The organism is Hyphomicrobium facile, from assembly GCF_900116175.1.
GTDB lineage: Bacteria > Pseudomonadota > Alphaproteobacteria > Rhizobiales > Hyphomicrobiaceae > Hyphomicrobium_B > Hyphomicrobium_B facile.
In genome coordinates, this window is record NZ_FPCH01000001.1 from 272,072 (window position 1) to 283,675 (window position 11,604).

The window sequence follows — 11,604 nt, forward strand, 5'->3', positions numbered from 1 at the left end:
CCGCTGTATCTTGGGAAACAGGAACGTTTTTTTGGTGCGGCCAGCTACGCGTCGACGCCAGTTTTTAGGCTGATTTGAATGTGTCCGGTCATGCGCCAAATAGACCTCAGCCGGATCTTCTCGCGCGGCGATGCCGGAATTCATCAGCAAATTCGTGTTTACCGCTGATTGCGTCTCCTTCGCCGCCGTTGACTGGCGCCGGGGCTCGATTGTGGCAAGCTCAACTCGCCCTGACCTGCGACTATCCTCAAGAGACTGCCCATGAGACTGGATCCGTTCATCGTGGCGATTTTCTTTCTTGCGGCGCTGCCGACCGCTGCCATCAGCCTGCGTTCTGCCACCGGCTGGCGGGCCGGTGTCGTATTCGCGGCGTTCTATCCGGCGCTGGTCCTGCTGGTCGGCATTCTGATGATTGCGGCTTTCATCTCACTCGCCGCACTCGGTTTGGTCGACCTCGATTGATCTCGCCGTCAGTCGCTGAAGTTCAGGCCGCGCAAGGGTTTCGCGGGGAACAGCGTGCGAGGGCTTCGACGTGCGATGTCCGTTGCATCATCTTCAGTTCACGGATCAGAGTCATGTACCACATCGTTCATGTCGGATTGAACAGCGCGGCCCTGAAGCAGCTCGACGACCTGCGTCAGGCTTTTCCAAATCTCTACAATCGCCAGGATATTCTGTTGCAGCTTCTCGAAGAGGCGCACCAGAAATATTCGAAGAGCGCCGCGAAGCCGAAGCTGCAGATTGCAGCGTGATTCCAGTGTCTTAGAGCGCTCAATCCAATTGTTTCGTGGTGTGTAAACGAGGCGCCCGCTGCGTTAATGCGGTTTACACAAAGATTACAATTCTCCCTATGCATCCCCTCCTTATTCAGAGTTCATTCAGCCGTAGGCAACGACGGTTGCTCGCACGCTTGCTCGCGTGCTGTTCGTTTTGGATAAGCGGAGATGAACATGCGTATTGCACCACTATTGGCAGCATCCGTCGTTGCGATCGGTTTGTCTGCGGCGGGCACTTCTTCACAAGCCGCTCAGCTCGCACCGCTAAAGGGAATACAAGCAAGCCAATCACTTGCGACGCCGGTTGGCGTTCGCCGGTACTGCTGGCGCTGGCGCAATATCTGCGCGAGCCGCTGGGGTTGGGGCGGCCCGCGTTTCCGCCGCTGCATGTGGCGTCACGGATGTTGAGGTTCATTTGACTGGGTGCGCGGCATCAAAGGACGATGCCGCGCATCTCACATTTGCTTGTTCGCCCGCCGCAGACGGGTCGCGAGAAGGCTCATGACACGGAGCGCGAATTGCGGATCGTCGCGGACGACGGCGAGAAACGCCGGCTTATCGATGGCGACGACTTCCGTCGGCTCGGCGGCCATGGCGGCCGCGCTTCGAGGTCCATCATCGATCAGCGCCATCTCGCCGAAAATGCCGCCGGTTTGGACGTTTTCCAGCACGATGCCATAGGTGATGATGTCGACACGGCCTGACCGCACCATGTACATGGTGTCACCGGGATCTTCCTCGAGGAAGATTTTTTCGCCCGCCTCGAAATGCCGGTAGGGGGCGCCAATGCGGTCGAGTATCGAGAAATCAAAAGGCCGGTCATCGCTCATGCGGCCGCTCCCCCGAAGACTTCCGTCAGTAGGGCAAAGCTAGAACCGTCAGTGTGCGAGAGCAAGTCTCAGAGGCGGCGCCGTAATCGGCGCGAGGGCCAACGGACAGAGGTAGACAAGGGCGGGGCGAACACCCCGCCGCAGTCATTTCATTGACGTCATTTGGGGGCGAGCACCATGACCATCTGCCGGCCTTCGAAGCGTGGTTCGCTTTCGACCTTGGAGATGGACTCGGTGTCGGCTTTCACGCGTTGTAGGACGGCCATGCCAAGTTGCGAGTGCGCCATTTCACGGCCGCGGAAGCGCAGCGTTATCTTGACCTTGTCGCCCTCTTCGAAGAACCGCTTAATCGCCCGCATCTTCACGTCGTAGTCATGATCATCGATGCCCGGCCGCATCTTGATCTCTTTTAGCTCAACGATTTTCTGATTTTTACGGGCCTCGGCGGCCTTCTTCTGTTCTTGGAATTTGAACTTGCCGAAGTCGAGGATTTTGCAGACCGGCGGTTCCGCGTCGGGCGAAATTTCCACGAGGTCTAGTCCGGCCTCTTCGGCGCGGGCAAGTGCATCGAATTTTGCGATGACGCCGACGTTCTGGCCTGTCTCATCGATGAGACGGACTTCTCGGGCCCGAATTTGGTCGTTGATGCGGGGCCCTGAGTTTTCCCGGCTCTGAGGCTCGGGTCGCATTGGTTTACGGATGGTTCAACTCCTTATGTGGTTCCGATTATTGACCGAAGGCGGATTCCCGGCTCAGTCAGCGGCGAACATGGGAAAGAACGGGCTCTCAAGTCAAGCGTGACGCGTGAGCAAAATTGCCAAAAGGCGTGCCTTCGCCCGTTTTCCGAACACTTTCCCGGCGTCGCAGCGCTCTTTTGGCGGGCCAAATGGCCCTCAACGCCAGTGCTTCGCTATCCAGGGGGTCGGCAGGACGTACTTATAGGATCTCTTCCACGCCGCGTTGACGGGCCAAATTCCGTCGCGTGCTTCATCCGGATCGGGCTTGCCGTGGAACGCTACGACCTTTGCTTCGGGCGGCAGCCGGGGCGGGATGAAAAAATTCAGCGGCCAACTCGGCAGCAGCGAGTGCTTGAAGCTCAGGCACCATTCCGGGGGGAAGAAAACGACGTCTTCGCTCTCGGCGGAAATATATTGTTGTTCAATCCGGTAGCGGCGCAGAATGGTTTCAGGGTCAGCGTTGAACGTGTCGAAGATGTGAGACATCTTGCCGACAGGGAAGCGATAGATCGACGTATTGCCGACGCGCTCGTTGGGTTGGGTCCAGTTCTGGGCAACGCAAAAGCGGCCTGGCTCGAAGTCGAAGAAGCCGTCTATCGATCCGGTGATGACAACGTCGAGATCGAAAAACAGTACGTCGCCTTCGAGATCGTGAAGCGGGTACTGCCAGAGCGATAGCTTTCGCCACGGCGTCGTAAATTCGCGCGCGGGCAAGTTGATCGGGGGAAGGGGTGCAATTTGCACCCACGGATCGACCCCTTTTGCATCGTCAGTGAAGCAGATGAGGCGGGTTTCCCGCTGCGTATTGCGGCGGATCATCGATGCCAAGCGATTGAGGTAATCGATGCCGTATCGCGTACCCCATTTGATACAGATTATTGTTTGCATCGCCTCGCTTTTGACACCTAAGGCCACGTCCCCGTGGTTTCGACCCACCCAGTCCGGTCTTTGATATCGGAAGTTTTGCGGACGCAAAAGCGCGCACAGTGAACCGTCCGATAATTAGTGTCAGTATCGGTAATAGCAGTGGAGAATTATGTCAGGCCCGCTCAACCGGGCATTGCGCAAAATGTTCTTTGCAAGACGAAGGCGTTCAATGGAGAGCTGACGGTCTCGACTTTTCCACGAAAATTTCCTGCGCGCGCCGTCACGGGGGAGGCCCCCGACGATCGATCAAAGACCCTTCGCCCCGTCGGACGAGAAGCCCAGCGGCGTCATTTTGCGTTGATCAAGCGTTGGTAAACCGCCAGCGTTTTCGATGTCAGCTGGTCCAACGTAAAGCGGCTTCGAACGTTGGCCGCTCCTCGTTCACCATACGCCTTACGCTTCTCGGCCGGCCACTTGAGCATTGTTTCGATCGCATCGGCGACGGCGGTCGGATCGGCGTATGGGACGCGCAAACCGGACGCTTTATTGGGCGAGACGTCGGGTTCCGTCAGCGCCACTTCGCGGCCGGGGCCCGTATCCGAGACGATGATCGGCACGCCCATCGCCTGAGATTCGATGGCGACGCGCGGAAGGCCTTCCTGCTCGGAAATATTGAGGGCGATATCGCTGATGCCGTAAGCGGCCGCGATGTCGCGCACGTGTCCGGGGAAGCGCAATTGATGCGCGACGCCGAGCTTCTGCGCCTGCGCTTCGAGTTCCGCTTTGAAGGCCGGCTTTTCGACCTCACCCGCCAAGACGCAGACGACGTCCGGCGCGCCGCGCTCCTTCAGAATTCCCAAAGCAGAGACGAGATGATGCTGGGCTTTGCGCGGCGTGATGCGGCCGGCGAGGATCAGGACCGGCTTGCTGCCGTCTGCATCCAGCAACTTCCGGACCGTGGCCAATCTTTCGGGCGTCAGCAGCGCGGGATCAAACACAGTCCCATCGAAGGCGCGATGAATAACGGCGATGCGCTCTTCGGGGGTATGGTAGCGCGTGCGGATGAGGTGCGCCATGTAGTCCGAAACCGCGATCACGGTATCGCTGCGCGCCATGACACTGTTGTACAAATTCTTGAGCCGGGTTTTTTCGGAATATTCGGAATGGTAGGTTGTCACGAAAGGCGTGCTGGTGCGCCGCGCAGCATAAAGGGCGCTCCAGGCCGGTGCGCGGCTTCGCGCATGAATGATCGAGACGTTTTCGCGACGGATGATGCCGGCGAGCTGGCGCGCATTCTTGAAGAGGACGAGCGGGTTCTTGGTGGCGAGCGGCATGGGAATATGCTCGCCGCCTGCGGCGACTATCTGATCGACCATCGGGCCGCCTGCGGATGCGACGAGAGCGCGATGTCCGTTTTTGACGAGGGCGGTTGCTATCTGCAAGCAGCCGAGTTCAGCGCCGCCTGCGCGCATGCGAGGAATGACTTGCAGCACCGTCAAAGTGTTTTTCATTTCAGCTCATCAATCGGAGTCGTTGAGGCCAACGATGGACAGTCCCTATAAGATTCCAGCAGCGGAACCGCAAATGCTTCCTGTCGGGAGAGGCGCGCAGGCGCGGGAAATCCCCTTTATCGCGCAGCATCCGGCGAAATCCGCCGGGCCCGGTCTTTTCTGGCTCTCGGGTTTCATGTCTGAGATGTCGTCGACGAAAGCGACAGCAATGGCTCAATGGGCGGCTGAGCATAATATCTCGTCGACGCGATTTGATTATTCCGGTCACGGAATATCTCAGGGGCGCATCGAGGATGGAACGATCGGGCGGTGGATCGAAGAAGCCGAGGCGGTCTTCTCAGAGGTCACCAGTGGTCCTCAGATCGCCATCGGTTCGAGCATGGGCGGGCACATCGCGCTGCTGCTCTTGCGAAAGCTGATGCGTGAGCGTCCTGCCGAGGCGGCGCGGATCAAAGCGCTCGTTCTCATCGCGCCCGCCTGGGACATGACTGAAGAACTGATGTGGAAGCGGTTTTCCGGTGAGGTTCGCAGCGAAATCATGGAGCGCGGATTTTTCAAGCAACCGTCGGCTTACGCGGAGCCCTATACGATCACGCGCCGCCTCATCGAGGAAGGCCGCGAACATCTTTTCGCGCGTCAGCCGTTCGATCCCGGGCGGCCGGTGGTCATTCTGCAAGGTCTGTTGGATGTCGATGTGCCAGCATCTCACACGCGCGAACTTACGACGTTCCTGACGGGCGACAGGGTCAAGTTGATTGAGGTTGCCGACGCCGAGCACCGGCTGTCGCGGCCGCAAGACCTCGATCTGCTTTTCTCCGAGCTCGGCAAGCTGCTTTAGCGCTATTTATCGTTGCTCGTTGAGGCGCCCGGATCGGGAAGTCCGTTCTCGATTGCCTCTTCGATACTCGAGGGTCCGGCGGACGCGGCGATGGCTTCCGGCACGACCCAAATGCGAAAGTTCTGCGTCGCGAGGCCGTTGTAGCAGACGAGGACACCGCCTTCGCTCCGGCAGCTCGTGTCAGCCGGAACCGTATAGGCTCCGGCGGAAGCGCCGCGGCTTCCGCCGACCTCGATCACTTCGATACGCGCGTCAGGATCGATCGAAACGGCGCGATAGACGCAGGCCGATTTCCCGGCACAGGAATCCGCTGTCGCTTCCTCCGTCGTCTGCAACGCGACCGCTTGAGTGCGCGGCATGCTAATCGCCGGTTCTTCGATGCCATTCGAAAGCCAGCAGCGATCGTCGATGCAAATGATCGGGTCGGGCTTGAAACCGAGGGCCGCATCGTTCGTATCGAGCACAAGCAGCACGGTGGCTGGCGCTGAGCCGGGCTTCGGAGCCTCGGCGACAATCGTCCGCTCGCTTTCCGGTTTCGATGGGACAGCTGCAGCGACGGGAACTGGCGCGGGTTGTTTTTCGGCGACCGGGGTAACAGCCGGCGGCGGCGCGGGAACGGCAACGGCTGCAGCAGCGGCGACAGGGGCAATGGGAGCGCGGGCAGCGGGCTCTACGGCAACCTGCCGGGTGCGGGCTTCCTGCTTCAGGCGATCAGCCTCTTCGGCGCCCGCTCGGCTCAGCATGTCGGCTTCATAATCGGCGTCCGGCTTAGCCGCCGCTGGCGCCAGCTTCGCCGATGGCTTCCATGCTGGTTTTTGGGCTGGTTTTGGTGCTGGCTTCGCGGCTGGTTCGTCGCTCGCACTGGAGAATTTCTGTGCAATCGCCTGTGCCGGATCGATGGGGTCGGCATGGACGACCAGCGCGGAGGTCATCACCGCCAACGTCGCTACAAAGAGCGTTTTAATCGCCATGGAAAAGCTCGTGGTCCCGCTCACATCGGCGCCCCGACAGGGAGCGCAGCCGCTGACGTCTTTATCCTCTATTCTGGCGGAATGGCGGAAAACGTGTGACGGAACGCTAAAAAGCCGTTCGCTAAAGTCCCGCTATGGATTTCAGTCCTTCGACGTAGGTGGGATAGGCAAGTTTGACGCCCAGCTCGGCCTTCATGCGGGCGTTCGAGACCTTCTTGTTTTCGATATAGAAACTTCGCGCCGTGGACGACACATCGGCATCATCGGGATCGGTTGCGGGGGGGCAGGGCATGCCCAACAGCTCGGCTCCATAGGCGATGACATCCTGGGGCGCTGCCGGAAGGTCATCCGTCACGTTGAAGATGTGCACGCCGGGGGCAAGATCGATGCTCGCTTCGACCGCGGTCGCGATATCCTCAACGTGGACGCGATTGGTGAGCTGACCCGGCTTGAATATGCGCCGTGCAGTGCCTGCTTTGAGTTGATCGATGGCGCTGCGGCCAGGGCCATAAATTCCAGGCAGGCGATAGATGACGAGCGCTTTTCCGGATGCGCGCGCGAGTTCGATCCAACCGTTTTCAGCTTTGACGCGACGCTGTCCACGGATGGTTCCGGGGCGCGTCTCCGTCGTTTCGTCCACCCAGCCGCCTGCTGCGTCGCCGTAGACCCCGACGGTCGAAAAGTATCCGATCCAGCGAATGGAAGGGCTCGCGGCAATCGCGTCGCCGTAGCATCGCAATGCCGGATCGCCATCAGCATCGGGGGGAATAGATAGCAGCACGTGCGTTGCACTTTGTAGTGCATCGGCGACGTCGTGCAGAGCTTCCCTCCCGTCGAAAATGAAGGGTTCGAAGCCCTGCTCGACGAGGCGCTCAACTTTTTCGGCGTGCGCGGTCGTGCCGGGGACCGTCCAGCCTTCCTCTATCAGCCGCCGTCCGAGTTCGGTGGCGCAGTATCCCAGTCCGAAACAGAAGAGCCGGCTCATGCTAGCGGAGTTCCTCAATTGGCAAATTCCATTCAGCGGCGACCTCGGCGTCGTGCTCGCGAGCCTCATAGCGCTTTCGCAGAGCATCGATCTCAGCGTCACTCGCCAGCCGGCGAGATGCCCAGATCGCCATCGCGCGGACAAGTGCGGAGTTATCTTCCATCAGTGGTTCGATAAGGGGAAGGAGGGATCGATCGCCCGAATTTCCCGAAGCGATCAGCGTATTGCGTACGACGCGGTCGCGCCCTGTCCGTTTGATCGGCGTCCCCGCAAAGCGCAATCGGAATGCTGCATCATCGAGTGCGAGCAATTCGGCGAGGGGAGGATTGTCCGTTTCGGGGCGCGCTGCGTAGCGGATCTCGGTCGCGGCGCTCGCGAACTTATTCCACGGACAGACGGCGGCGCAGTCATCGCAACCGAATACGCGGTTTCCGATGGGGCCGCGAAATTCAGGTGCGATATGGCCTTTGTGCTCGATCGTGAGGTAGGCGATGCAGCGCCTCGCGTCGAGCTGGTAGGGCGCGGGAAAGGCATTCGTCGGACAGACGTCGAGACATCGCCGGCACGAACCGCAATGGTCCTCGGTGCCTGCATCGGGTTCGAGTTCGGCCGTCGTCAATATGGCGCCGAGGAAGAGCCAGTTGCCGTGTTCGCGGGAAACGAGGATCGTGTGCTTGCCTTGCCAGCCGAGACCGGCCTTCGCGGCGAGCGGCTTTTCCATCAGCGGCGCGGTATCGACGAAGACTTTGACTTCAGCGCCCGATCGTTCGGAAAACGAACGCGCCAGCGACTTGATCTTTTTCTTTAGAACGTCGTGGTAATCGCGGCCTTTGGCATAGACCGAAATCGCAGCGTTCGAACGATCGCGAAGGGCGTCGAGTGGATTGGCCGGCGGCGCGTACGATTGTCCGAAGATGATGGCGCTCTTCGCGTCCGGCCACAGCCGAAGCGGACCCGCGCGCCGATCGGCATGCGTTTCCATCCAATCCATATCGCCGTGGCGGTTCTCGCTCAGGAAGTGCGCGAGCCGAGCTGTCAGCTCCGCGTCGTCGGCCAATCGCGCAATGCCGACAGCGTCGAGCCCAAGCTTCGCTGCTTCAGCGCGGATCATCCCGCCAAGAGCGGAACCGGAATTTTGGGCTTCGGACATACGAGCGATTTAGAAATCGAGATCGGAATAGGCAAGGGGCGGCGCCGTTCCCGGAACGCGGTCGCCGAGCAAGGCTCGGAAGGACGGCCGGGATTTCATTCGCTGATACCAGACTTTGACCGTCGGATAGTCGTTCCACGGTATCTCGCCCAGGTAGTCTACGGTCGAAATTTGAGCTGCGGCAGCAAAATCGGCAAAGCTCAGCTCGTCGCCACCGATCCAGCGCCGAGTGTCGGCGAGATAGCCCGTGTAGGAGAGATGATATTTGAGGTTTGCACGAACGGCACGGAGGATGCCCGGATCAGGCGCGACGGGGCCCGATGGGCGCATCGAGCTGTAGACCTTCTCGATGAGAAGCTCTCTCGTCACCTCGCGATCGAACTTGCCGTGATACCAGTCGATGAGGCGGCGGATCTCCGCGCGATCCTCCCGGTTGCCCGGAATGAGCGGAGGGGGACCGGGCGCAATCGTCGTCGCGCTGGGCAGTACTTCTTCAGCGACGAATTCAGAGATCGAATACGCGCCGCATAGCGTCAGGCCGTTCTCGAATTCGAGAACCGGCATCTCGCCTGCGGGATTCTTCGCAAGAAAACTTTGGCGCCATTCCCAGGGATTTTCATCGAGAAGCTGAACTTCGACGCCGTATTCGGCAAGCGCCAATCGAATGGACCGAGATCGCGGGCATAGGCGGTATTGCGTAAGTCGCGGGGGCATAGGATTCCTGTGCTGCTGATGGCGATACTATACACCCGCTGTCGTCGATTCGATGGCAACTCGGCCAAACGACCTCTTTGGCATCGCCACAATTTCTGTTAACGCTCGGCCGCTTTCGAGCGCGCGAAGGAGCACTGATGGAAACGTGGCAAGTCGTACTGCTCGGGCTGATCGAAGGCTTGACGGAATATCTACCCGTTTCCTCGACGGCGCACCTTCTTCTTACCGAAGAGCTCATGGGGGTCACCTCGGCAGGTCGCACCTTCGAGGTGCTGATCCAGCTCGGCGCAATTCTCGCGCTTCTCACCGTCTATGCCGGCAAACTTTGGCACATCGCGCTCGATTTTCCGACCAGCGCGACAACGCGACGTTTCGTTTTCGCGGTGCTGGTCGCCTTCCTGCCGGCTGTTTTCATCGGTGTCTTGGCGCATCGGATCATCAAGGAAGTTCTTTTTGAATCGCCGTTGATCATGTGCACGGCGTTGGTGATTGGCGGGATCATTCTGCTTGCCGTTGACCGGATCAAGTACAAGCCGCGGTTCACCAACGTGATGGACATTCCGTGGACGACGGCGCTGATCATCGGCTTTGCCCAGTGTCTCGCCATGATCCCGGGTGTTTCGCGGTCCGGGTCGACGATCGTCTCGGCGGTGCTGCTCGGCGCCGACAAGCGTACGGCTGCGGAATTCTCGTTTTTTCTGGCGATGCCGACGATGACCGGCGCATTCGCCTACGATCTTTACAAGAACTGGTCGATTTTAACGCCTGACGACGTCAGCCACATCGTGCTCGGATTTATCGCGGCGTTTGTCACCGGCGTGATCGTGGTTCGCCACATGCTCGATTTCATATCGCGGCGCGGATTGTCATTCTTCGGGTGGTGGCGGCTGCTGGTCGGTGGCATTGGACTGGGCGTGATCGCAGTCCTTCACTGACGCATTCGCTTATTGCCCTCGGCGACTCGCGTTCCGCGAGCCGGCCGCCGAGGGCGTCAGCGAGCATGTCAGGCCGCGTGTGATGTCAGTGGCTTCGTCAGAACGGTCCGGAGTCCTTCAACGTCCTTGGCGCTCCGCAGGCCTTCAAGGGTCGCCGGATCGCGGACAAGCCGGGAAATACGCGCGAGTGCCTTCAGATGGTCGGCGCCTGCGTGCTCGGGCGCCAACAGGAAGAACAGAAGATCGACGGGCTCACCGTCGTGGCTTTCGAATGCAATCGGACGCTCGAGACGCGCAAAGATGCACGTGATCTTTTTGACGGTCGGCATTTTGACGTGCGGGATCGCAATCCCACGGCCGAGGCTCGTTGAACTCAGCCTCTCCCTTTGCAGGAGGGCTGCATAGATATCGGCAGCGGAGGCGCCGGTCAGCGCTTCCGCCTTTTGTGCGAGGATGTGAAGCGCCTGCTTCTTATCTTCAGCCTCGAAACGCGGAATAATCGCGTCGGTGGCCAGCATGTCTTCGATATTCATTCAGGCTCCATCCACAATGATATGGCCGTCGATGTGGCCTGCCGGGCCAAATTTGTACGGCATACACTGCATTGATTAAAATAAATAAACTGCCCTCAATCCGCATGTTCCGGCGGCAAGGCGCCATTCGCCTTCGTCGCCAAAGGAAGATCGGCGTCGATCCACCCAATGTGCCCATCAGTACGCCGATAAACGACGTTTAATCCCCCGTGGGCAGCGTTCCTAAAGATCATGAAGGACGCTTCCGACAGGTCGAGCTTCAATACAGCTTCGCTCACCGTCATATGGCCGATGTTCCGCTGGCCTTCCGCGATGATAAGCGGATTCGCGCCGTCCTGCTCCGGCTCATCCTCATCGCTCAGGCTGACTACATAGTCCCGCGCTTCGATGTCGACCCTGCGGCGCGCTGCAGCAGCGGGGGATGTATGGTGCTTAATGCGGCTCTTATACCGCCTCACGCGCGTCTCTAAGCGGTGGGCTGCGGCATCGACGGCGCTATAGGCGTCGCCGCCTTCGCCGTGCGCTTCGAGCAGAAGGCCGCTGGAGAAATGGACCGTGCAAGAGGTTTTGAAGACTTCACGCTCGCGTTCCAAACGGATGTGACCGTCTACTTCTCGCGCCAGAAATTTTTGGAGGACACCGCGAATTTTGTCGCCAGCGTAGGTCTGGAAGGCGTCGCCGATTTCGAGATTCTTACCAGTGATTTGGAGGGTCATGAAAATGCCTGTTCTGCACTTACCGAGGCTGAGTTTGCCGT

Annotated in this window: 14 protein-coding genes; 4 read left to right on the top strand and 10 right to left on the bottom strand. The window is 59.6% G+C overall.

Features of this window, described 5'->3' with window-relative positions:
* Positions 1-261: 261 nt before the first annotated feature.
* Entirely contained in the window at positions 262-462 is a 201-nt protein-coding gene (locus tag BM399_RS01290; protein WP_092863118.1) for a hypothetical protein, read from the top strand.
* Between the two features lie 113 nt (positions 463-575).
* Positions 576-752 (top strand): hypothetical protein, encoded by a 177-nt coding sequence (locus tag BM399_RS21030; protein WP_177228008.1) that lies wholly within the window; start codon positions 576-578, stop codon positions 750-752.
* Between the two features lie 479 nt (positions 753-1,231).
* Here BM399_RS21030 and BM399_RS01305 read toward each other — a convergent pair whose 3' ends face one another.
* The 4 genes from BM399_RS01305 to BM399_RS01320 all read right to left on the bottom strand — a co-directional run bounded on the left by BM399_RS01305 (position 1,232) and on the right by BM399_RS01320 (position 4,721).
* Entirely contained in the window at positions 1,232-1,606 is a 375-nt protein-coding gene (locus BM399_RS01305; RefSeq protein ID WP_092863124.1) for a cyclic nucleotide-binding domain-containing protein, read from the bottom strand.
* A 158-nt stretch (positions 1,607-1,764) separates the two neighbouring features.
* Positions 1,765-2,295 carry a translation initiation factor IF-3 gene (gene infC / locus BM399_RS01310; protein WP_092863127.1) on the bottom strand — a complete coding sequence of 177 codons (531 nt, stop codon included), beginning with the start codon at positions 2,293-2,295 and terminating at the stop codon, positions 1,765-1,767.
* Positions 2,296-2,499: 204 nt separating this feature from the next.
* Complete coding sequence (locus BM399_RS01315; protein ID WP_092866100.1) at positions 2,500-3,231, bottom strand: hypothetical protein; 732 nt, start codon at positions 3,229-3,231, stop codon at positions 2,500-2,502.
* A 326-nt stretch (positions 3,232-3,557) separates the two neighbouring features.
* Positions 3,558-4,721, bottom strand: coding sequence for a glycosyltransferase family 4 protein (locus BM399_RS01320; RefSeq protein WP_092863130.1), 1,164 nt, complete (start codon positions 4,719-4,721; stop codon positions 3,558-3,560).
* Between the two features lie 34 nt (positions 4,722-4,755).
* On the opposite strand from BM399_RS01320, the gene BM399_RS01325 reads away from it, so the two are divergent.
* Complete coding sequence (locus BM399_RS01325) at positions 4,756-5,559, top strand: alpha/beta hydrolase (protein WP_092863133.1); 804 nt, start codon at positions 4,756-4,758, stop codon at positions 5,557-5,559.
* A gap of 2 nt (positions 5,560-5,561) precedes the next feature.
* Here the strand turns inward: BM399_RS01325 and BM399_RS01330 are convergent, their stop codons facing one another.
* The 4 genes from BM399_RS01330 to BM399_RS01345 form a co-directional block, all read right to left on the bottom strand.
* Positions 5,562-6,530: a hypothetical protein gene (locus BM399_RS01330; RefSeq protein WP_092863136.1), complete on the bottom strand. Its 969-nt coding sequence runs from the start codon at positions 6,528-6,530 to the stop codon at positions 5,562-5,564.
* Between the two features lie 121 nt (positions 6,531-6,651).
* Complete coding sequence (locus BM399_RS01335) at positions 6,652-7,515, bottom strand: SDR family oxidoreductase (protein ID WP_092863140.1); 864 nt, start codon at positions 7,513-7,515, stop codon at positions 6,652-6,654.
* Position 7,516: 1 nt separating this feature from the next.
* Complete coding sequence (gene queG / locus BM399_RS01340) at positions 7,517-8,665, bottom strand: tRNA epoxyqueuosine(34) reductase QueG (RefSeq protein WP_244531020.1); 1,149 nt, start codon at positions 8,663-8,665, stop codon at positions 7,517-7,519.
* 9 nt (positions 8,666-8,674) lie between these two features.
* A complete protein-coding gene (locus tag BM399_RS01345) occupies positions 8,675-9,379 on the bottom strand; it encodes a glutathione S-transferase family protein (RefSeq protein ID WP_092863143.1) in 705 nt (234 codons plus the stop codon).
* A 137-nt stretch (positions 9,380-9,516) separates the two neighbouring features.
* On the opposite strand from BM399_RS01345, the gene BM399_RS01350 reads away from it, so the two are divergent.
* Positions 9,517-10,314: an undecaprenyl-diphosphate phosphatase gene (locus BM399_RS01350; protein ID WP_092863146.1), complete on the top strand. Its 798-nt coding sequence runs from the start codon at positions 9,517-9,519 to the stop codon at positions 10,312-10,314.
* Between the two features lie 68 nt (positions 10,315-10,382).
* Here the strand turns inward: BM399_RS01350 and BM399_RS01355 are convergent, their stop codons facing one another.
* Both BM399_RS01355 and hpf read right to left on the bottom strand, forming a co-directional pair.
* The gene (locus BM399_RS01355) at positions 10,383-10,847 is read right to left on the bottom strand and encodes a PTS sugar transporter subunit IIA (protein WP_092863149.1); all 465 of its coding nucleotides are present in this window, start codon (positions 10,845-10,847) and stop codon (positions 10,383-10,385) included.
* Between the two features lie 95 nt (positions 10,848-10,942).
* On the bottom strand, positions 10,943-11,563 hold the full coding sequence (gene hpf / locus BM399_RS01360; protein ID WP_092863152.1) for a ribosome hibernation-promoting factor, HPF/YfiA family: 621 nt from the start codon (positions 11,561-11,563) through the stop codon (positions 10,943-10,945).
* Positions 11,564-11,604: the final 41 nt, after the last annotated feature.